Source organism: Pseudoalteromonas sp. CF6-2, from assembly GCF_021729425.1.
Taxonomy (GTDB): Bacteria; Pseudomonadota; Gammaproteobacteria; order Enterobacterales; family Alteromonadaceae; genus Pseudoalteromonas; species Pseudoalteromonas arabiensis.
Genome location: NZ_CP091442.1, coordinates 2728365 through 2751840, shown reverse-complemented (window position 1 = coordinate 2751840; position 23476 = coordinate 2728365). Strand labels below are relative to the sequence as shown.

Annotated in this window: 14 protein-coding genes and 1 tRNA gene; 12 read left to right on the top strand and 3 right to left on the bottom strand. The window is 42.5% G+C overall.

What is annotated here, in order from left to right:
• Positions 1-20: 20 nt before the first annotated feature.
• Together cysE and L3Q70_RS12745 are read left to right on the top strand one after the other, a co-directional pair.
• Positions 21-845, top strand: coding sequence for a serine O-acetyltransferase (gene cysE / locus L3Q70_RS12750; RefSeq protein ID WP_062569554.1), 825 nt, complete (start codon positions 21-23; stop codon positions 843-845).
• 27 nt (positions 846-872) lie between these two features.
• Positions 873-1520: a hypothetical protein gene (locus L3Q70_RS12745; protein WP_237114375.1), complete on the top strand. Its 648-nt coding sequence runs from the start codon at positions 873-875 to the stop codon at positions 1518-1520.
• Here L3Q70_RS12745 and xseA read toward each other — a convergent pair whose 3' ends face one another.
• On the bottom strand, positions 1521-2873 hold the full coding sequence (xseA, locus tag L3Q70_RS12740; RefSeq protein ID WP_237114374.1) for an exodeoxyribonuclease VII large subunit: 1353 nt from the start codon (positions 2871-2873) through the stop codon (positions 1521-1523).
• Between the two features lie 117 nt (positions 2874-2990).
• Between xseA and guaB the strand changes: the two genes are divergently transcribed.
• The 4 genes from guaB (at position 2991) to L3Q70_RS12720 (ending at position 13885) form a co-directional block, all read left to right on the top strand.
• Positions 2991-4460 (top strand): IMP dehydrogenase, encoded by a 1470-nt coding sequence (gene guaB, locus L3Q70_RS12735; RefSeq protein ID WP_193987718.1) that lies wholly within the window; start codon positions 2991-2993, stop codon positions 4458-4460.
• A 101-nt stretch (positions 4461-4561) separates the two neighbouring features.
• Complete coding sequence (guaA, locus tag L3Q70_RS12730) at positions 4562-6139, top strand: glutamine-hydrolyzing GMP synthase (RefSeq protein ID WP_062569557.1); 1578 nt, start codon at positions 4562-4564, stop codon at positions 6137-6139.
• Between the two features lie 2262 nt (positions 6140-8401).
• A complete protein-coding gene (locus tag L3Q70_RS12725; RefSeq protein WP_237114373.1) occupies positions 8402-13489 on the top strand; it encodes a hypothetical protein in 5088 nt (1695 codons plus the stop codon).
• Between the two features lie 249 nt (positions 13490-13738).
• Entirely contained in the window at positions 13739-13885 is a 147-nt protein-coding gene (locus L3Q70_RS12720; protein ID WP_157066207.1) for a hypothetical protein, read from the top strand.
• On the opposite strand, the gene L3Q70_RS12715 is transcribed toward L3Q70_RS12720, so the two are convergent.
• Entirely contained in the window at positions 13873-15000 is a 1128-nt protein-coding gene (locus L3Q70_RS12715; protein ID WP_062569559.1) for an FAD-dependent oxidoreductase, read from the bottom strand. The two genes, L3Q70_RS12720 and L3Q70_RS12715, sit on opposite strands and share 13 nt — an antisense overlap.
• 100 nt (positions 15001-15100) lie before the next feature.
• On the opposite strand from L3Q70_RS12715, the gene L3Q70_RS12710 reads away from it, so the two are divergent.
• The 4 genes from L3Q70_RS12710 (at position 15101) to rimI (ending at position 17069) form a co-directional block, all read left to right on the top strand.
• A complete protein-coding gene (locus L3Q70_RS12710) occupies positions 15101-16003 on the top strand; it encodes a LysR family transcriptional regulator (RefSeq protein WP_062569560.1) in 903 nt (300 codons plus the stop codon).
• A gap of 185 nt (positions 16004-16188) precedes the next feature.
• Positions 16189-16265: transfer RNA gene (locus tag L3Q70_RS12705), tRNA-Trp, on the top strand.
• 68 nt (positions 16266-16333) lie between these two features.
• The gene (locus tag L3Q70_RS12700) at positions 16334-16636 is read left to right on the top strand and encodes a hypothetical protein (protein ID WP_237114372.1); all 303 of its coding nucleotides are present in this window, start codon (positions 16334-16336) and stop codon (positions 16634-16636) included.
• The gene (gene rimI, locus L3Q70_RS12695; protein ID WP_062569562.1) at positions 16623-17069 is read left to right on the top strand and encodes a ribosomal protein S18-alanine N-acetyltransferase; all 447 of its coding nucleotides are present in this window, start codon (positions 16623-16625) and stop codon (positions 17067-17069) included. The genes L3Q70_RS12700 and rimI overlap by 14 nt, the downstream gene beginning before the upstream one ends.
• 5 nt (positions 17070-17074) lie before the next feature.
• On the opposite strand, the gene L3Q70_RS12690 is transcribed toward rimI, so the two are convergent.
• The gene (locus L3Q70_RS12690) at positions 17075-19729 is read right to left on the bottom strand and encodes a hybrid sensor histidine kinase/response regulator (RefSeq protein ID WP_237114371.1); all 2655 of its coding nucleotides are present in this window, start codon (positions 19727-19729) and stop codon (positions 17075-17077) included.
• 247 nt (positions 19730-19976) lie between these two features.
• Here L3Q70_RS12690 and prfC point away from each other — a divergent pair, with 247 nt between their 5' ends.
• On the top strand, positions 19977-21560 hold the full coding sequence (gene prfC / locus L3Q70_RS12685) for a peptide chain release factor 3 (RefSeq protein ID WP_237114370.1): 1584 nt from the start codon (positions 19977-19979) through the stop codon (positions 21558-21560).
• Between the two features lie 61 nt (positions 21561-21621).
• Positions 21622-23364 (top strand): arginine--tRNA ligase, encoded by a 1743-nt coding sequence (gene argS, locus L3Q70_RS12680; protein WP_237114369.1) that lies wholly within the window; start codon positions 21622-21624, stop codon positions 23362-23364.
• The last annotated feature ends 112 nt before the right edge of the window (positions 23365-23476 follow it).

The window sequence follows — 23476 nt, the reverse complement described above, 5'->3', positions numbered from 1 at the left end:
ACAACCAGAAAGGCAAAATTATGCGTCATGAAATTTGGCAAAAGCTTCGCGAAGAAGCAAACGAAGTCGTTACTCGTGAACCTCTTTTAGCAAGTCACGTCTATTCGTGTGTGTTAAATCATGAGTGCTTAGGTTCGGCGCTAAGTTTTATTGTTGCTAATAAGTTGGCGGATGCAGTGGTTTCAGCATTCACAATTCGCGAATTGTTTGACCAGGCCTTTGTTAAGTGTGATTTGATGTTGACCCATGTCGCTCATGATATAAAAGCAGTAAAAGATCGTGACCCTGCCGCAGATAGCTACTTAACGGTGATACTTAACTTAAAGGGCTTTCATGCAATACAAGCACACCGACTTGCAAACTGCCTTTGGTTACAGAATCGAAAAGAACTTGCTCGCTTTATTCAAAGTAGAACTTCTGAGGTATTTGGTGTTGATATTCACCCTGCTTGTAAAGTGGGTCATGGTATTATGTTTGACCATGCAACTGGGATTGTAATTGGTGAAACAGCGGTTATTGAAGATAATGTATCGATTCTTCAATCGGTTACTTTAGGTGGTACGGGTAACGAACAAGGTGATCGCCATCCTAAAATTCGCGCGGGTGTGTTGATTGGTGCCGGTGCGAAAGTGTTGGGTAACATCGAAGTAGGAGAGGGCGCACGCATAGGTGCAAACTCTGTGGTATTAAGCCCTGTTCCAGCACATACAACCGTTGTTGGGGTACCTGCTAAAGTGGTGGGTAAACCGAGCTGTCCTTGTCCAGCGGAAAGTATGAATCAAAACTTTCTGGATGACAGCACCACAAGCGCAAGCAATGCATCTCATACCAGTGCAATGCTGTAGTTCTTTATAATAAAGAGCAAAAGAACCTTGTCTAAATTAGCCTTTGGTTTGTCGATTGTAGCGTCATTTATTTGTGGCGCTATCATCATGTTTATGCTTCAAACTAATAACACCGTTGTGCCAACTTCAGAGCGGGCGCAAATAAGTGTTATAGAGCCGGCTATTTCTGAGCAGGCAGCGCCAGTTGCACCTATTAGTGTGAGCGGAGTTTCTAATGTTGGGCATCAAACTTCACCTGAAGAATTAACTCAAGAAGCGCTTAAGCAGCAAATTGCCGAGCTTGAATTACAAGTCGAGAGCCAGCAGGCTGTGATTGCACGTTATCGCACTAACGCACTTACATCCGATGAAATAGACTCCCACCTTGATCAGCTTTACACGCTTTTAGCACAGCAAGAACGCAATGAAACATGGGCCTATCAAGTTGAAACAGCTATGAGTGACTTTTTAATTATGGCTGACTTACCTATACAGCCAAATGTCAGCGTTTCTAAGTGTAAAAGTTCAGTTTGTCAGTTTAAGTTACAACGCCCAGATGACGTTACAGTACTTCCTGAGCATTATTGGCGAAACATAACAGATGATTTAATGCTGCAAAGCTGGTGGAAACAGTTCAAATACACTTCCACCACTTCGAGTGACGATGAGCTAGTCATCGTTGTAAGTACAGATTAATCAAACCACTTTTGATTGCAACTGGCCATCTGCCAATTCGGTGGTGAGCAATTCTCCGCTATTAACCTGTGACACTGATTTCACCACCTGACCTTGTTTGTTTTTAGTAATGCTATAACCACGCGCTAATACACTTAGTGGACTGACTGAATCTAAGCGGCTCGCCTGCAGTGATAGATGATTACGGGATGTTGTAAATTGGTGCTGTATAGCTTGTGTTAAACGACCTTGCAGCTGGGTAAGCAAGTGCTCATAGCGAGTAAGTTGCTTTTCTGGTGAGCTTTGCATTAAACGAGGAGTAAGGTTGCCAAGTACTCGCTCATGGCGCTGAATTGTACTTTGCATAGCACGATGTAAAGCAAGGCCCAATTCATCCAGCTTTTGTGCCTGCTGATTGAGTTGATTTCGTGGGTGACACAGTTGTAAGCGATGCTCAAATTGCGTCGCTGTAGTACGTTTAACTGCCAACGCGTGTTTAAAGGCATGATTTAAATGCCTAACAAGCTGATTTACTCTGCTATGTAACTCTTCACTATTTGGACTGACCAACTCGGCTGCTGCAGAAGGTGTGGCTGCGCGTATATCTGCAACGTAGTCACTGATAGTGGTGTCTACTTCATGACCCACAGCACTGACAATAGGCAGGTTGCTGGCATAAATGGCGCGTGCGAGTAATTCATGGTTAAAACACCATAAATCTTCTAATGAACCACCACCACGACCCAATATCAGTACATCCACTTCGTTACGTTGATTGGCGATGTTTATTTTTTCTATTAATTGGCTGTGAGCATCAGCGCCTTGCACCATGGCCGGATAAATCACCACTTCAAGTTGGGGAGCACGGCGTTTCAAGACGGTTAAAATATCGCGAATGGCCGCACCTGTGGCCGAGGTAATCACGCCAACGCGATTGATATGTGTTGGCAATGGTTTTTTATAAGCTGAGCTAAACAGGCCTTCGGCGGCAAGGCGCATTTTAAGCGCATCGAACTCTTGTTTTAATAAGCCTTCACCAGCTGGTGCCATATGTTCAACAATGAGTTGATAATCACCACGCGGTTCATACAAAGATACACGGGCACGCACAGTGACTTGTGCGCCATTCGTTGGGCGAAATGTTTGGCCACGATTATTACCGCGCCACATAGCTGCTTTTACTTGTGCGCGATCGTCTTTTAATGTGAAATACCAATGCCCTGAAGCAGGCGCAATAAAGTTTGAAATTTCACCACTTAACACTAAAGAAGAAAAGCCGCGTTCTAGCACACTTCGGATCTCTTTATTAAGGCGTGATACGGTATAAATGTCTTGTGAATTACCCATTGCAGCTAAATTTAATCTCTTTGCCATAAACTAAGGCTACTTTATCATAAATAATTGCACAATTTTATTTACTCGGGTTTAGAACGCTGATAAAATTTGGCCGCAATTCCTTATACTCAGATCCACATGTGAGAAGTTGCCAATATGCTTAGAATTGCTAAAGAAGCTCTTACCTTTGACGACGTACTACTAGTACCAGGTCATTCTACTGTTTTGCCACACACGGCAAATATTTCAACTCGCTTAACGCGTGGTATCAATCTTAACTTGCCGCTAGTTTCAGCATCTATGGATACTGTAACAGAAGCTCGTTTAGCGATTGCGCTAGCGCAAGAGGGCGGTTTAGGTTTCATCCACAAAAACATGACAATTGAAGAGCAAGCTAAAAACGTACGTAAAGTTAAAACGTACGAAGCAGGCATTGTTTCTTTCCCTGTTACTGTGACTGCGGATCTAACAATTGCTGATGCCATGGCATTAGCAGAAGATAAAGGTTTTTCAGGTTTCCCTGTGACGGATGGTGATAATAACCTAGTGGGTATTGTTACAAGCCGTGATATGCGCTTTGAAACCAAACTTGAGCAACCTGTTTCTACCGTTATGACGAAAAAAGAATCGTTAGTGACTGTTAAAGAAGGTGCAGACCGTGATGAAATCTTAGGTCTAATGCACGAGCACCGTATCGAAAAAATTCTCGTAGTTGATGATGCTTTTAAACTTAAAGGCATGATCACTGTAAAAGATTATCAAAAAGCACAAGACAAACCAAACGCATGTAAAGACGAGCAAGGTCGTCTACGTGTAGGTGCCGCTGTTGGTGTTGGCGCAGGTACCGATGAGCGTATCGCAGCCCTTGTTGAAGCAGGTGTTGATGTATTACTTATCGATACATCACATGGCCACTCACAAGGTGTTATCGACCGTGTTGCTCAAACACGTCAAGCATACCCAGATCTACAAATCGTAGCAGGTAATGTTGCAACAGCTGAAGGTGCGATTGCCCTTGCTGATGCGGGTGTTGACGCTGTTAAAGTGGGTATTGGTCCTGGTTCTATCTGTACTACTCGTATCGTAACAGGTTGTGGTGTTCCACAAATCACTGCTATTTCTGATGCAGTTGAAGGCTTAAAAGGCCGTGATATCCCTGTTATTGCTGACGGTGGTATTCGTTTCTCAGGTGACATCGTAAAAGCACTTGTTGCAGGTGCATCATGTGTGATGGTGGGTTCAATGTTAGCAGGTACTGAAGAAGCACCGGGTGAAGTTGAGCTATATCAAGGTCGTTACTACAAGTCTTACCGTGGTATGGGTAGCCTTGGCGCTATGGACCAAAAAGAAGGTTCATCAGACCGCTACTTCCAAAAATCGAACGAAGCAGACAAGCTTGTTCCTGAAGGTATCGAAGGCCGTGTTGCTTATAAAGGCCCTATTGCGACAATCATCCATCAACAAGTGGGCGGTCTTCGCAGTGCAATGGGCTTAACTGGCTGTGCAACAATTGAAGAGTTAAATACTAAACCTCAATTTGTTCGTGTTACTTCAGCTGGTATGGGTGAATCACACGTTCACGATGTGCAAATCACTAAAGAAGCGCCAAACTACCGCTTAGGTTAATTACCTTAAGGTATTGAAATTACAATGGGCTAGCATTTGCTAGCCCTAATTTATTTATCATCTCCCTTTGGGAGAGCAGTTCCTGACTAACGAGATACTCCATGAGCAAAGACATTCACGATTCACGAATTCTCATTTTAGATTTTGGTTCGCAATACACACAGTTAATCGCACGTCGTATACGTGAGATTGGTGTTTACTGTGAGCTATGGGCATGGGATGTAACTGAAGAGCAAATCCGCGAATTTAATCCACAAGGTATTATTTTGTCGGGTGGTCCTGAGTCTACAACACTTGAAAACAGCCCACGTGCTCCTGAGTATGTATTTAACGCAGGCGTGCCAGTACTTGGTATTTGTTACGGCATGCAAACAATGGCAACGCAACTAGGTGGTAGCGTACACAGCTCTGATAAGAAAGAGTTTGGTTATGCGCAGGTTGAAAAAGTAGGTGATTGTGCGTTATTCGACGCTATCGAAGACCACATTACTGATGGCGGTGCAGGCGTACTAGACGTTTGGATGAGCCACGGCGATAAAGTAATGGAAGTACCAGAGACTTTCAAAACAACGGCTAAAACGTCTACATGCCCACATGCTGCAATGTCTTGGGAAGAAAAGCGCTTCTACGGCGTGCAGTTCCACCCAGAAGTAACTCACACGCATCAAGGTCAACGTTTACTTGAGCGTTTTGCGATTGATATCTGTGGCTGTGAAAAGCTATGGACTCCGGCTAAAATCATCGACGATGCGATTGAGCGTATCAAACAAACTGTAGGTGATGACGAAGTCATCTTAGGTTTATCAGGTGGTGTTGATTCATCTGTTGTTGCAATGCTTATTCACCGTGCAATTGGCGACAAGCTAACATGTGTATTCGTTGATAACGGGCTACTTCGTCTAAACGAAGGTCAGCAAGTTATGGACATGTTTGGCAACAAGTTCGGCCTAAACATTGTTAAAGTAGATGCTGAAGATCAATTTTTAGCAGACTTAGCAGGTAAGTCAGATCCAGAAGATAAGCGTAAAGCGATTGGTCATACCTTCATTAAAGTATTTGACGAGCAAGCTAAAAAGCTGAAAAGCGCAAAATGGTTAGGTCAAGGTACTATCTACCCAGATGTTATCGAATCTGCTGCATCAGCAACAGGTAAAGCACACGTAATCAAGTCTCACCACAACGTAGGTGGTTTACCAGACGACATGGAAATGGGTCTTGTTGAGCCGTTACGTGAGCTATTCAAAGATGAAGTACGTAAAATTGGTCTTGAGCTTGGTCTACCTTACGACATGCTTTACCGTCACCCATTCCCAGGTCCTGGTTTAGGTGTTCGTGTACTTGGTGAAATCAAGAAAGAGTACTGTGACTTACTACGTCGCGCAGATGCTATCTTCATTGAAGAGCTACACAAAGCAGAGCTTTACCACAAAGTAAGTCAAGCCTTCACTGTATTCTTACCAGTTAAATCGGTAGGTGTAATGGGTGATGCGCGTAAATACGACTGGGTTGTATCGCTACGCTGTGTAGAGACAATCGACTTTATGACGGCACGTTGGTCACACTTACCTTACGAGTTCCTAGGTGTGGTTTCTAACCGTATCATCAACGAAATCGATGGTATTTCACGTGTTGTTTACGATATTTCAGGTAAGCCACCGGCAACAATCGAGTGGGAGTAGACTTGGTTGTAAAAACCTAATCTAGTTTCTGTTAGATAAAAAAGGCCAGTCAGTATTTCTGACTGGCCTTTTTAATGAATTTTTACTTTCCTAAAAAACCTTGCGGAGATATTAGTTTTCGTTGTAGTGCTGGCTTCTATTTTTAGGGCTGTGGCTGCGTAACACTGGGCACTGCCTGAAGATGAAAGTCATTGCTGACAAAATGGAGGTATTCCAAAATAGGTTGAAGATGGTAGGGCGAGTTTATGATGGATCGGTCGATCAAATCGACAAAATAAGACGCTGGCCCTTTGGTCGCCGTACGTAGTCAGTGATGGTGTACCGATCTAACTAGCCGCTCTACAGTTCATCAACCAAGAAAACGCCCTGCAAATTTTACTCGTCTTGAAGAAGGTAATCACCTATATTTTCTCGACCTTCTGCTAACTCACCGAGCGATTTTTAAGAAGCGTTGTATAACAACTTAGAATGGGGTAAGTGATATGGTTAACATGGAAATGATGAAAATTGTTATTTTGAGCGTAAAATATGATTCAAAGCGCGATGGATATTCATAAAATAGGTAAGCTTAAAGCTGTTAGATACGGAAGTACCTTTGAATAGTGTATTGACTAACAATAATTTGAGTGTCACATAAATACAGATTAAATCAGAAGCTGAACTGGAGTTGATATCTCTTGGGAAATTTGACCGTTAGATAGAGTGCAAAAGTGGTAGCTAACAGAAAAGTTTTAAAGTGATAAAGTAATATAATACTGTCTTTTGTGCTGTAGCATTCTTGATTATTTATAATGTGCTCTACTGATTGGAAATACTTTAATATCAATGAGCTATAAAAAAATCGGATCAAAAGCAAAATGGTAACTAAGCAGAGTAAGTTCAGTTTCACGACCGTTAATTGCTGAAGAAAAAGTGGGCTCAGACGTTAAGCCAAAGCTGAACTAAAACGTCGACGAGTAGTAAGAACTTAGTTGTATAGGCAGCAATTAAAAACAAGGAATTATCAGATAGGGTTTGAACGACTATATATCAGATAGATTAAAATACGCTTATGTGTCTTTGACTTTTTAGGCTGATGTCTATTAATAGCTCCTAGTCTTTGCGAGCTTCGAGCCCTTTCACCTATTAAGCTGTTCTGCTAAGGGTAAAAACTCTAATACATAAAGCGAGTAAGGTAGCGGGTATTTTATGGTGCTGAGTTAAGACAAGATTAAAAATAAATCGAAATGGTTTTAAGCATCACTTTTCTTCAAGGTTACACATATTTAGAACTATTTTCGAAAATAATTACTTTAAATTTAATTATATCTAGTCAGTTTTATTTAACACTTTATAAAGGCTAAAATAATTTTTAATTAGCCTGTAAAGTTCTCTTAGTACTTTACTTATACTCGTTTGGCTAACTAATCATTCCTAAATGTAAAACACAGAGTTTTTAGAATAGTAGGTAACTCGACTCGCTCGTCCTGATCGTCAACGCAACTGACTTAACCAAATCGAGCCTAGGCTATGATTATAACATTACCGATCAGCTCCGAGAGACTTCGAATATAAAAATACATATAAAACCATAGATAAAGATGATCATAGTCGTTTACATACGATTCTTTTTTGACATCTGGATGTACCGTCACTGATATATCAGGTGTGGTAGCGGTGGAACGTTCTTCAATTAATCGGTGTGCCTGTTGGTACACTGAATGTGTGGCTTATAAGTTTGTTGGGCTCAGTCGCTGGCGATTAAATATCCCCAGTGTGGGTAGCTTATGTTACAGGATTTGCTCAAAGGAAAATGCTGGATTCAGAGCTAAAAGCAAGCCTATCGCCTCGACACTGAAGAGGGCGGGTGTGAAGAAACGCAAAGAGCTAAGACAATAGTGTTAAATCAACGTTGGTCTATGGAATTTGTGTCATACCAGCTTAGTAATGGTAGGCACTTTTGGAGGGGATGTGGTGGATAATTACTCGCTGGAATAGTCGGTCAGTTGGTTTCTGTAACCACCAGTGGCAGGCACATCACAAGACTCCAAGGCTAGTTTATCTAAGAGTGTGGCAACCCTAATAAGCTGAACTGCGAGAACAGGACTGAATTTAACAGTAAGATCGTGTTCTTTTGATTCATGAAAAAGGGACAAATTGCAGAGTTTTAATTTTGAGTCTAGTATCAATTTAGGTTATCGAAGTTTTAAGTGTGGTTATGCTTTTTAGGCTTAAATAATCTTAAAACTTTCTATCTTTTTTATGATACGGATACTGTTACTTATGAAATTGCCTAGTCAAGGTTTTGGTTTACTTTTAATGCTATTCTTTCTAGTGGCCTGTGACCGAACCTCAGTGTCATCAGGTACAAGTAAAGAATTTACAATTGAGTTGGTCCGAGCGCCTTTATCCGTAGAAGTGGGTCAATCTGCAGTGATTGAGGTTCAGTTACAACAAAATGGACAAAATATTGATGGCGCGAGTTACCTTTGGATGGAAGAGAGTGTATTACCACTTGGCTTAGTTAGTAATAGTAACCAAGGGTTCTTTGTAGCACCGTCAAATATTGAGCAAGCTAGTATTCGTGTAACAGCTAGGTTCTCAGGTATGTCGCTAAGCAAGGATATCACCATAGACATTACCTCACCGGTTGACGTTATTGGAGATGTTGAGTCATTAGAGGTTACAGGCCCAACGGAAGTTTCTTCTGAACACAAGGTCATTTTAAATGCGGCTTATACGGTTAATGGGTTGGTTGATAGTGACAAAGAGATAAGTTGGGAACTATTAAGTGAACAAACAGTATCTTGGCAACAAATAGATAATCGAGTTGAGGTTACAGCACCTAATGTTTTTCAGGACACAGAGTTATTTTTCTCAGCACAAACTGAAGACACCAGCGGCTTGTTGTTTGATACGATTGTGGTTCTCACGGTTAAGCCAAGGGGCATCAGCTTTGTTAACCAGGTTAATACTGGAACGGGCAAAGTTGATGCAAACTCTCAATCGTCACATACAGTTAAGCAAAGCACTTCAGGGCAAACAGTCCACTTAACAGCAAAAGCCGAAAAGTCTGGTGGCGGTGGAAGCTTCACCTATGAATGGCAGCAAGTGAGCGGTACCACAGTAGACTTAATAGACAGTGCCAGCCAAACCACATCTTTCGTTGCGCCCAAGCAGCCGGGAAAACTTGAATTTAAAGTAACAGCCACTGAAATTAGTAGCGGAAAAAGCACATCACAGACACAGCAAGTAGAAATAAAGCCTGGACCTTTACAGCCTCAGCAAGGTGCTAAGCATCAAGTATACAATGGTCATGGTTCTGTTAGTTTGACTGCCGAGGTTAATGGTGGCAAAGGGCCTTTTACCTATAAATGGACGCAAACAAAAGGTCCAGACGCTATGATAAGTAGTGTTAATGGAAAAACTACCGAGGTTACGCCGCCAGAGGTTACAACCGACACCGATTTTCAATGGGTAGTACAAGTAACTGATGCCGATGGCCATCAAGTGAGTATTACACACGATATTCAAGTGAAGGCAACTGCGCCTTTGTCGGTACAGATTATTAAACCAAAGGGCTGCACCACCAACTGTTTAGTTGAAGAAGGGGATTTTGTATATCCTGCAGCAACTATCACCGGTACGCTTGATCGTGTATCAGTATTGTGGGAGAGTAGCGATGTTGCCTTTACAGATGCGACAACAGAGCACCCTGTGTTTGTTGTGCCTAATGTCAATTCAGAAACAGGTATTAGAGTCAATGTTACTGTGACAGATGGCACCAATACTGTTTCCGATTCGCTACTTTATACCGCTAAACCTGTATTTAAGCTGGCACCTCATCAAAACCAAATAGGTAGTCACTTGGCAACAGGCCCTGGAGTCAGTACAGCAGCTCCCGTTCAGGTAGAATCCGGCAAAACTTTTAAACCAAGCATCGATATCCATGTCCCCCCTTTAGATAACGGGGCATCTCTTTCTTACCTATGGACGGTGATTGAGCCAAATCCAAAACCTAATGACTTGATAATTGCTGGTGACAATACAGCTCAGCCCATCATTAATGCGCCATCAGTAAGCAGTAATACCAACATTAAGCTTCAGGCAACCATTACCTATACCTCACCTGAAGGTAAAGTGATTACTAAAACTACTGATACTCAGTTTCAGGCAGTACCTGTTAATGCGCCAAGCAGACCCACACTTGCGCTCAGTATGGCTGGGCATGAAAGCGTATACAGTGGTCATGTGGTGCACCCTAAAACGACAGTGATGAACGCCAGTGGTCCCTTAAACTATCAGTGGGCGCAATTAAGTGGCCCAACCATTACGATTGCAGATGATAAAACGGATTCGCCAAGTTTCACTGCTCCTAGTGTGAGCGGCCATCAAGATATTGTAATAGAAGTCGAAGTGAGCGATGGGTCAGCCGTAGCAAAAGCACAAATGACTGTGACAGTTGATCCAGTAGTCGCACCACCGAAGTTGCCGTTAATGGTAACCGCCTCTAATGATGCGACCGTAACTGCAAATGAGACAGTGAAGCCGAGAGTCAGTCTTGGCAACACCTTTGGTTCACTCAGTTATTTATGGGTAGAAACCACTAGTATAGGCATTAGCCTTACAGATCCAAACACCGCTACTCCAAGCTTTATCGCACCGAATGGCCCTGCTACTGTGACCCTTGAAGTGACAGTAAATGATACGGCTAACGGCTCTGCTACCGATAGTGTCACTTACCATGTGAACAATGCTTTGCAAGTAACAGCTGGTGCAGCAACACGCACATTGGCTGAAGGTAATACCCTCAATTTATTGGCATCGGCTAAAGATGCCGATGGTGCGGTAAGCTATGCATGGACTCTTGCTGATGCCGGCACAACATCACTGACGACAACAAACATTATCAACGGATCCTCAGCGAATGCAAGCTTAGACCTTCCCAATGTGGATGCTGATACTACGATCAAACTGCAAGTTACGGCAACGGATTCGGTCAATGCGGCTACCGCCACGGTTGCAGTGACCATTCAAGATCGCCACATGAGTGTCGACTTGGGCGCCGACTTTGATTTATCACCCACGCAAACGGGGTACTTAAATGCGAATGTTGCAGGAGGGAAACCGCCCTACACCTATAGTTGGACAGATGATACGAATGCCGCACTAAGCAGTATCAGTGATGCGAACCCATCATTTATCGCGCCGTCTCTGACCCATGAAGTAGAGCTTAACTACAACCTGACGGTAATCGACAGTTTGGGTAATACGGCTAAAGATAGCGTTGTCGTGACCGTACCCGCTTTACCTTTACTGGTCAGCGCTGGTAATGATTTTTCTATTGCTGAAAGTTTAAGTGATGTACAGTTGCACGGCAGTGTGCAACATGCCAATGAACCAGTTTATACTTGGACGCAGATTTCAGGCTCAGATGTCACCCCTTTAAAAAATGCAAATACTTTGAATGCATCATTTACCTCTCCAGCTAAAGCTGCGGGCACCAGCGAAGACCTGGTATTTGAACTCTCGGTTACTAGTAATGGTCGAGTCAAAAAAGACCAAGTAACAGTTACAGTGCAAGGCCAGCCCGATATATCGGCACATGTTACTCCTGTTCTTTATGTCAATGAAGGACAAATCGTTAGTTTAGTCGGTACGGTGATCGATGCAGACTCAAGCAGCCCTGCAACGGTGCAAAGTTTAACGTGGAGCCAACTTCCTACGGCGGCCAGTACCATTACGCTCAGCAATAGCAGCGTCAAGGGCGATGTTCGCAGTTTAACCAGTACCTTTATCGCTCCAGCCTATGGAAACGAGAACCAATATATCTTCACTTTTGCCGCACAAGGAACAGGTAATAAAGTATCACAAACGGCGATGGTGGAAGTATTGGCTGCGCCTAGTATTAGTGCTGGTGCTGATCTGCGCGTGCGCGCAGGGCAAACAGTTATTCTAAATGCAACGGGCAGCAGTCTCGCCAGTTATCAATGGACGCAAACGGCAGGAATACCAATAGTTGCGCTAAGTGGTGCCAATCAATATAACGCCTCATTTACGGCACCTGATGTGACGAGCGATACAACGCTCACTTTTACTGTGGTCGGGATGCCAATAGTAGGTGGTGCTTCGCAGCAAGACATGATAAATGTCGTGGTTTATGAACCGACTATTGTTGTAATGCCAAAAAGTGCAACAGACATAACCTTAACTGAAGGTGATCCAAAGTTAGATGTTACTGTAGATTTTATAAGCAGCGTAGGTTCTGCACCGATAACGCCAACGACTATTTCGTGGACCGTTACGCCGAGTACCGCGCCAGCCGATGCCTTCGCTCCTCTAAATGCAGCTACCATCAGCATCAACCCGCAAACAGGCACTGCTGGTACCTATAAACTCGACATAGTAGCTGGTGATACGCCAGGTCATTATCAGGCTGGCAACCAAAGTTATACAGTGCTGATCAAACCAGCAGCTCCGGCAACTTTACCGTTAGTCGACAGTCGCAAACTGACAGCCGCACTTAAAAGCATAAACGCGGATCTGACTTCGCTAAATGGTATCGATAAGTTAGTAAGTTTGCATGCACCGGTAATTACCGGTGGCACACCACCCTACACCTATAGCTGGACACCGCCAGCCAAAGGCGTGGTGCTAAGTGGTGAAACAACCGACAACCCAACGGCAACCATTAGCAAACCTGCGAGTGAATGCACCTATATCGGAGGGGATATTACGCTGACGGTCACTGATACTAAAGGTCAAACGGTCAGCGCCACCTTGCCTATCAAAAACAGCCGTGGAGGAGATGCGGTTAACCCAACACCGACATCACCAGTATCATGCGATGTGTGCCGTGGACCGAAATTTATCTGCGAGCGCTCGCACAAGACTGCTGTTTGTGGCTCTGATGCTGCTGGTAATCCTGAATCATTGGCTTCCGCTGAGTTTTACAAATATCAATATTGCATCAATGATGTCGAAAACCTCATTGATGGATCACGTTATGTGACACGTCGATGTGCCACCGCTGAAACAGTGAATAAAGAGTTGGAGAGTCGGGCAAAAAACCCTGCATGGTTAGGTAAACTCATTTCCGTTGGCACTGACCCCGCTGTTGGCTGTCAGCAGTATAACGTGCACGATTTACAAGATGCGCACTTTAGTTGCTCCTTCATTTGTAAAGGTAAAGTCGGTGGTGGCTTCGATTCAGGTGGCGCTCGCGGGTGTAATATTGAAACCGTACCGGCAGTCAACCACAATTCCATACAATTACTAGAGAGCGATTACCCAGTGCCAACAGTGCCGGCCACTATTCCAGGCACAGGCTCACCAGGTGCTTGCCCTAACGGCATTCAACCTGCTATGTAAATAGCCTATTACATAAAGTTCCCCACACATCAGAGAGTGTGGGGTTTTATCTCGAGCTTTGTAGCGGTCAACTAATTCCCGACAGTAAGTTAAGCCGATTCACGGCCTAAACAGAATTATCGTCTCCAATATATCGATGGGACGGTATCGATTGTAATAGTGGATATATGAACCCTTTGAGGCTTCTTGCTGGTAACCAATGTTTTGATGCGCTATCTAAAATGTACAGCGACAAGTTGGCGACACAAGGTGGATAGAACCACTTCTGCTCCGTGGAGGCTTAGTATTAAAGAGAAACAAGAACTTCGTCGTGATATGACAGAATTTTCTACTTGGGCCAAAGCCCGCTTTTTTGAAGCGGGTTTTTGTTATTTAGACGGTTATCATTTGGTATGAGTTAAGTCTAGTCCTTGCATATAGAGTTGACTGAGCTCTTCTGCGGATATACTTGGTGCATCTGTGGCCGAATTAGATGATTGTTGAAAGATATGCTGAGCTATTAGTCTACCCATGTTTTGGGCGCTGGAGGTTTTATGAATACGAGTTTCATAAAACTTCTTCAAAATAACATTGAGGCTAAATTCGGTCTTAAATAATTGAGCTAGATGCCAAGCATCTTCAAGCGCTTGGCTAGCACCTTGCCCCGATGTGGGTAAGGAAGCATGTGCAGCATCTCCGATAATAATGAGATTCTCCTTGTGCCAATAGGGAAGTGGGTCGATATCATGTACAAATATGCGTTTTAAACTGCGTGGATTATAACTATTAAGTACCTGTTGAACTTTTTTAGGCCAATCTTGAAAACGCTCATGCATTTCTTCAAACCACTGCTCCATTGGTTTCGTTTTATCAAGGTTACTAGGCCATGCAGCAGCCCAGTAACAATGTTGGTTTGCTACAGGTACTATACCAAAGCGTTCATTATTAACTCTAAAGTCATGAATTGTCTGCTCAAAAGGGGTCAGATCAATTTCACTGGTACCAATTATATTAATGAAGCCTTGGTATTTAGTTGGCATAGGCACTTTATACAGATACTCTCGAGCTTTCGATTGCATTCGTCCATCGCAGCCTACTACAAGATCAAACTTATCTTTTAATTGCGCAATGTCCTGAGTATTGACGGCTTGGTTGAAGTGAATAGTGGCACCCAGTTTCTCTAGTCGCTCGGCGAGTATCTTTATTAAGTCACGACGTAATATGCTAATAGTTGGAAAGCCGCACAGAGAGTTTAGTGTTTGAATATTAAACTCACCCAATTGAGTGGCTTGTTTGTCGTACTGTCGCATAGCAACTGGCTGACCCCCACACTGGGTGAAATCATCTATTAGACCTAGCTGCTCAAGCACAAAAGTCGCATTAGGCCATAACGTAACGCCAGCACCGATTGTAGAAAAGCTGGTGTTTCTTTCGAATAAGGTAACCTTGATACCTTGTTTTCTTGCAAATATCGCTAACGCAAGGCCTGCAACACCTGCACCTATAATGGCTATATTTTTAATTGAACTCATTTAAATCTTCCCAGTTTAAGAAAAAAATGATTATTACTGGTCCAATAAATAGGATAAATATGGTAGTTTTGGTTTGTAAATCCCATTTGATGAGATAGTTTTGCTAAACAATATTGAATTACAGTGGCTTCTTAGCTTCCAGAAGGTATTTGAACAATTAAGTTTTAAGCGGGCCGCAGAGCTGTGCCAAATTCCCAAATCAAATGTGAGCCGTCATGTTGCACTTTTAGAACACGCGTTGAATGTACGGCTATTGGAACGTACAACACGAAAAATGGTCGCGACAGAAGCGGGAGAACTTCTTTATCAAAACTTAACTCCGCTGCTTGTTGCGATGGGGGATGTTTTACAAGAAACCTATCAAAATAGTGATTTAGTTTCGGGGCATTTAAAAGTCATTACACCTGATTTACCGTTTTTGGCAGAGGCTATGGCTGAGTTTTGTTATAAACACCCTAACATTCAGTTAAGTTGTGATACTCAGCTTAATCCCGAAGAGGGGCTATTAGAAGGGTTTGATATAGTGATACGTTTTGGACGAGGCCCTGTGGAGGATTCTGGATGGGTTGCAAAAGAGCTAGTGCGTTGGCCAAGTTGTGTCGTAGCTTCTCCTTTTTTACTAGATAAACATCCTAAACCAAATTCAACGACTGAACTTGGTAAGCTTCCCTGTATTACAAGTTTATCAGTCTTACAAGGAATGCCATGGAAATTCAAACGAGCAGGCACAGTTAATGTTGCATCCCGTTATAAAGTAAATAGTGGGCATATGGCAAAGTCTGCTGCACTCAAAGGGTTAGGTTTTGCGATACTTCCTTTTGAAGCGTGCAGACAAGAGCTAGAAGAAGGGCTGTTAACAAAAATAGATTCCTTAGCTGATGAGCCTGAAGATTTGGTTTTGTATGCTTTTTATTCTGGGCGTAGATATCCGTTCAAAAAAGTAAAAGCATTTATTGAGTACCTTCAACTTGTTATTCAGCAACATTATCTTTCAAGCGAATGAAGTGCTTTAAATGATTATAACTGTGTTTGGCTCTTTTACTTTTTGCAGATAGCTTGGGTATGTTTAAAAAGAGCTTTGTTAGCTTGCTAATTCGCCGTTTTGTTTATTTTGAAAGCAATTGAACTGCAAATCGTGTTTTTTTACTTTACCTTTATAAAAAGCTCTATATAATTCACCGTCATTGCAGGGGCGTAGTTCCAATTGGTAGAACAGCGGTCTCCAAAACCGACGGTTGGGAGTTCGAATCTCTCCGCCCCTGCCATTTCTTCCTACTTTACTTTAATCGCAAATCTTCTTATATTACTTGCTCTTAATCATGATTGAGTTGTTATGAACCCAAGTTACGCTGCGATATTTTCTGTACAACCTTTAGAGTTAAATCAACACTTTCAAATGGTGTCTGACGCTCCGCTTGAACACATATCTACGCCTCAACAAACACCCATAACGCTTCCGTTACAGCTTCATCAAGATCTTGAAAAAGCGTTGTCTCCTATAGTAATAACGCAGATTGTCAAGGCTACCAGTATAAGTTGGCAAGAGGGCTGTTTAAGCTTGCCAAGCGATAAGCTCACTAGTGAGCAGAAAAAGCAACTTTGGTCTTTAATTGGTGAACAACTTGATAAACTTTAGAGCTGTTGATGCAAATGATATTGCACAGCTAATGGTCATTGAAAATGCCTGTCATAGTCATCCGTGGACAGAAAAAACCATGTTATCGTGTTTAGCGGGTCGTTATTTTAATCTTGCTGCTTTTCAAGGCGACGACATGCTGGGTTTCTATATCGGTGAGAAGGCAGGCCCTGATTACACCTTGATGGATATTTGTGTTGCACCTAAATACCAAGGGCAGGGAATAGCAAGGCAATTACTAGCGGCGTTTATTGAGTATGGCGAACAGCATGAAGCTGAGAACCTATTTTTGGAAGTACGCGAATCTAACAATCGTGCGATTGCTTTATATGAACGTGCGGGCTTCTCACATATGTCAGTGCGAAAAAATTACTACCCAACTGCAACAGGCAATGAAAACGCAATTTTAATGGGGTTAACGCTGCGTTTTTAAGCCCATTAGGCGGCGTTTTCAAGTGCACTAATAAGTGATTCATAGCTTGCATCAACCTGCTCAGTATCATTACTACGTAGCGCGCTTTCAAGTTGCCCTGCGGTTTTATGAATAGCTTCAAAGCCAAAACATCCCGCACTGCCTTTTAAGCTGTGTGCTAATGAGCGCAGTGCTTCCCATTCCTTAGCACGATAAAGCTGAATAACTTGACCCAAATAATCTGGTAACTTTGAGCGGTAATTTTCATTAATTTGTTGAAACTTATCACTTTTTAGTAAGTTTTCCCACTTATTCTGGCTGTCTTTTTCTATATTTAAATAACTAACTAAAACTTGTTCTAGGGCACTTTTGTCAATGGGTTTTGCTAAAGCTTCGTTGCAGCCAGCTTTGATATACCTGTCTACATCAGTCTTCATGACATTGGCTGTTAACGCAATGATAGGGCCATCATAGGCTGCGTGTCGAAGCATTTGGGTCGCTTCTAAGCCACCCATTACAGGCATTTGCATATCCATTATAATTAGTTGGTAGTCATTAACTAATGCCATTTCTACAGCTTCTGCGCCATTTTTGGCTATATCAGGCTCAAGCCCCCATGTCTGCAATAATAGCTTGATCAGTAACTGATTATCGGGATTATCTTCAGCAACCAAAATACTGGCATCAAAGTTATTTTCAGCAAATGATAAGAGTAAGTCTTTATCCGGTGAAAGCTGTTTATGGTCATAGATAAAGGCGTCATCCTGTAATTGTTTAGCATTTAGGTGGCAAGCTACTTGAATTGTGAAACAACTTCCATTGCCAGGCTCACTAATTAGGTGGACATCACCCCCTAATAATTGCGCTAAATTCTTTGAAATACATAACCCAAGTCCCGTGCCACCAAAGCGGCGAGTTGTCGTCGCATCAGCTTGTTCGAATGGCTTAAATACCCTTTCGACTTCACGCTCAGACATGCCAATACCGGTATCTTTAATTGCAAATTCTAAGAATTGTTTGCTGCTGTTGTAACAAATGCTAATAGAGATAGAGCCGTGCTCAGTAAACTTCACCGCGTTACTAGCAATATTGATCAAAATTTGTTTTAAACGAGTGGTGTCGCTGTTGATGATTTTGGGGATGGGTAAACTGTAATCGATATCAAATTGCAGTTGTTTTTCATTCGCCAAAGGGCGAATAATTGAGTCTATGTCATGTACAAGCTGCACAACGTGACAGGGGCTACACTCTACGGCCAGTTTTTCGGCTTCAATTTTAGACAAGTCGAGAATGTTATTAATCAGTTCAAGTAGGTGTTTTGAATTACGTAAAATGGTGCTTAAGTGCTGCTCATCATTGACTGCATTTTTATTATGTAAGAGTTGCTCTGTAAAACCCATAATTGCGGTGAGTGGTGTACGAATTTCATGACTCATATTAGCTAAAAAGCGGCTTTTTAATTGGTTTGCTTGTTCAGCTTGCGCAATGGCCACCTCAAGCTTGCTGTTCATAGCTTCAAGGGCTTTTGTACGGCTTTCTACCTTTTCTTCTAAGTGATGTTTATATTCTTCAAGCTCATCTTGATAATGACGAATTTGATTCACCATGTGGTTAAAGTCGTTGAAAAGCACGCCGACTTCATCGTTTGTATGGGCTGGCAGATACACGGATAAATCGCCATCCCCAACACGGTGGCTCGCTTCACCAAGTAACTCAACAGGGGTGAGGAGTAGGTTGCGAACAACAATATAAATAAGAATGGGTAAAGCGATCACTGAAATAATGACAATTAAAGCGGTGATCAGGCTAATCGCTTTGCCAGACTGGTAGAGAAGGTTTTTAGGTGTGGTTGATACAAAGTAATCACCATCGGTCATTTGTACTGCGTAAATAATACGCTCTTCTTTATCAATGCTAGAAAGTTCAATACTGGCAAGTTTGCCATAGTCAGCAAGACTCTTAATTTGCTCTAGCTCATATTCACTTAAATAACTACCCCGTAAATCATAGTCAGAGCTAAAGAGAATTTGCCCTTTAGTGGTTAAAAACAAATTTAAGGTGTTATTAAAAGGCGCTTCTAGAATGCTAGTGTTTAAAATCGAGGGCTCAACATGTACAACAATAAAGCCTAGTTGCTGCGGGCGCTTCAAATAATAGTCTATGTTGTAAATTGGATGCACAAAATACAGGCTGGTGGAGCCATCCTCTTTCGGGATCATAAACTGTTGTTGCCGTAAGTTTGACTGCTGTACTTGTTTAAAAAATGGATACTCTTTAGGTGCGGGTGTTAATTGACTCGAATAGAAGGCATCACTGGTTCCATCTGGCGCTAAGTAGTTAATACTTACAATATCAGGATAGGCCTCCGAATAGCTGGCAAATACATTCATTAACTCACCCAAATGTTCAATATATTGGGTTTTTGAGTCTGTATCGCGAGCTAAAAAATCAGCAAGCACAGGGGATGTTGATAAAAGTCGGGTGATCGAGTGGAAGGAGTCAATATAGTTAAATATTTTTTGTTGTTGTTGCTCAACAAAGCGGCTGACAATAAGTTCAGCTTGTTTTTTTGTGGAGTTAGTTACATTGGTCAGCGTAAACCCGCCTAAAAATAACAAAGGTAAGATCACAAGTGGCGTGATATACCATAATAATCGAATGCTGAGTTTACTGGTTTTCATGACCTAACTTTATTTCCCTCCGTGTAATTTACCAATAGTATGCGTTACAACTTGATTACACAAGCTTAGAAAAAGATGAACAACTAAAACAACAAAAAGGTTGAATAATTACTTACAATCGCTGCTTTTTTGGCTAAGACAAACAGGGTATAATGGCCACAATTCTATTTTATTTTTACAGTGTGCGCTGCTTACTTTTTATGGAGTGAGTATCAGTGGCACTTTGTTCTGACTAAAAGCGGCTTACATGTCTAATTTAACTACCGAAATTAATAAACGACGCACCTTTGCGATCATCTCGCATCCAGATGCGGGTAAAACCACCATTACAGAAAAAGTTCTGTTATTCGGACAAGCGATTCAAAAAGCCGGTACCGTAAAAGGCCGTGGCTCAAACCAGCACGCAAAATCAGACTGGATGGAAATGGAAAAAGAACGTGGTATCTCGGTAACCACGTCTGTTATGCAATTTCCTTACAATGAGCGTCTAGTTAATTTACTTGATACCCCAGGACACGAAGACTTCTCTGAAGATACTTACCGTACATTGACTGCGGTTGATTCATGTTTAATGGTAATCGACGCGGCGAAAGGTGTTGAGGATCGTACTCGTAAATTAATGGAAGTAACACGCTTACGTACTACACCTATTGTAACCTTTATGAATAAGTGTGACCGTGATATTCGTGACCCAATGGAGCTATTAGACGAAGTCGAAACTGAGCTAAACATCGCCTGTGCGCCTGTTACTTGGCCAATTGGTTGTGGTAAAGAATTCAAGGGGGTGTATCACATTCACCGTGAAGAAACGATTTTATACAGCACAGGCCAAGGCCATACAATTCAAGAAGTGCGCGTTATTAAAGGGTTAGACAACCCTGAACTTGATAATGCAATTGGTAGTGATCTTGCTGAGCAACTACGTGAAGAGCTCGAGCTTGTTATTGGCGCATCTCACGAGTTTGATTTAGAGCTGTTCTTAGCAGGTGAACTATCACCTGTGTATTTTGGTACCGCACTTGGTAACTTTGGTGTTGACCATGTTCTTGATGGCTTAACTGAGTGGGCGCCTGCGCCATTACCGCGCGAAACAGAAGACCGCCAAGTTGTAGCAACCGAGGAAAATTTCTCTGGTTTCGTATTTAAAATCCAAGCGAACATGGACCCTAAACACCGTGACCGTATCGCCTTTATGCGTATTGTATCGGGCAAATATAGCCAAGGTATGAAAATGAACCATGTGCGTATTGGTAAACAAGTGAGTATTTCTGATGCGGTAACCTTTATGGCCGGTGATCGTGAGCGAGCGCAAGATGCTTACGCGGGCGACATTATTGGTTTACATAACCATGGTACGATTCAAATTGGTGATACTTTCACGCAAGGCGAAAAAATGAAGTTTGGTGGTATTCCTAACTTCGCACCAGAATTATTCCGTCGTATTCGCTTAAAAGATCCATTAAAACAAAAGCAATTGTTGAAAGGCTTAGTTCAGCTCTCTGAAGAAGGCGCTGTGCAAGTATTCAGACCGCTTATTAATAACGACCTTATCGTTGGTGCGGTCGGTGTACTACAGTTTGATGTAGTTGTTGCACGCTTAAAAGCAGAATACAACGTTGATGCGATTTACGAAGGCGTGAGTGTTAACACTGCACGTTGGGTAAGCTCAGACGATACCAAAAAGCTTGAAGAGTTTAAGCGTAAGTGCGAAAGCAACTTAGCGCTTGATGGTGGCGATAACCTTACTTATATCGCGCCAAGTCGTGTAAACCTAAACTTGTCGATGGAGCGCTATCCAGACATCAAGTTCAACCATACACGCGAAAACTAATACGCTAAGTCTGCTTCAAATTTAAGTGCCCGCACAGCGGGCCATAAAGGTAAAAATTACAATGAATATTCGTACTCTTTTAATCGAAAAGGCAATTGCTGCTATGGTTGCAGCAGGGTTACCTGAAGACACTAACCCTGCGGTCACGCAGAGCACACGCCCACAGTTTGGTGATTACCAAATCAATGGCGCAATGGGCGCGGCTAAAAAATTAAAATCAAACCCGCGTGAACTAGCACAAAAAATAATCGATAATCTAGACCTTGCTGATATCGCAGAAAAAACTGAAATCGCAGGCCCAGGTTTTATCAACATTCATTTAAAGCCTGAGTTTTTATCAGCTAGCTTAAAAGCAGCAAATGAAGACGAAAAGCTGGCTGTTGCGCCACATGCAACGGCGCAAAAAGTGGTGGTAGATTACTCATCTCCTAACCTTGCGAAAGAAATGCACGTAGGTCACTTACGTTCAACCATCATTGGTGATGCAGTTGTTCGTGCCCTTGAGTTCCGTGGCGATGACGTTGTTCGTCAAAACCACATGGGTGACTGGGGTACGCAGTTTGGTATGCTAATCGCGCACTTAGAAGATCAAATCAAGCAAGGTGTTGATTTAGAATCTGTGGCGTTAGCTGATTTAGAAACCTTCTACCGTGATGCGAAAAAGCGCTTTGATGATGAAGAAGGCTTTGCTGATAAAGCCCGTGATTACGTTGTTAAATTACAGGGTGGCGATGCACACTGTGAAAAACTATGGAAGTTATTTATTGCCACGTCTGTAAAGCACTCTGAAGAAGTTTACAAGCGTCTGAACGTGACACTTACGCAAGATGACATCATGGCAGAAAGTGCCTACAACAGCGAACTTGCCAACATTATCGCGCTATTAAAAGACAAAGATATTGCCGTTGAGTCTGAAGGCGCACAAGTGGTGTTCTTAGATGAACTGGCTAACAAAGACGGTGAGCCTTCAGTGTTTATCGTACAGAAATCAGGTGGTGGTTTCTTATACGCAACAACTGACTTAGCTGCTTGTGATTACCGTTCGAATAAACTGGGTGCTGATCGTATCTTAATCTTTGTAGATGCTCGTCAAAGCTTACACTTCAATCAAGTTGAGCTAACAGCACGTAAAGCGGGTTTATTACGTGATGAAACAAGCTATGAATTTTGCCCATTCGGTACCATGATGGGTGAAGACGGCAAGCCATTCAAAACGCGTACGGGCGGTACAGTTAAACTTGCTGATTTACTTGAAGAGTCAATTACCCGTGCAGCAGCTAAACTTGCTGAGCGTGAGTCAGACTTAAGCGACGAAGAGCGTAGCGAAATTGCTCGCAAAGTAGGTATTGGCGCAGTGAAATATGCGGATCTGTCTAAGCACCGCACAAGCGACTATATTTTCAACTGGGATACTATGCTGAGCTTCGAAGGTGCGACAGCGCCTTACTTACAATATGCATACACACGTGTTCGCAGTATTTTCCGTAAATCAGGTATTGATGCTGCGTCATTAACAGCAGACGTTGCAATCAACGAACCACAAGAAAAAGCGCTGGCACTTAAACTTCTACAATTAGAAGAAGTACTTGATCTAATGATCAGCGAAGCAACACCGCACGTATTATGTGGATACCTATATGAACTAGCAAGCCTATATATGACGTTCTACGAAGCCTGCCCAGTTCTAAAAGAAGGCGTAGAGCCAAGTGTTCGTGACAGCCGTTTAGTACTGTGTAATTTGGTTGCGAAGACATTGAAAACAGGGTTGGATCTTTTAGGTATCGAAGTCATGGAGCAAATGTAATCTGCTTCGTGTAGTTCGCTTTAGCTGCGTTAATGAGTTTATTTAGCCTAAGTCACATACAAAACACGTATGCTCCTTGGCATAAATAAACTCATTGCCTTGCTAGCACTCC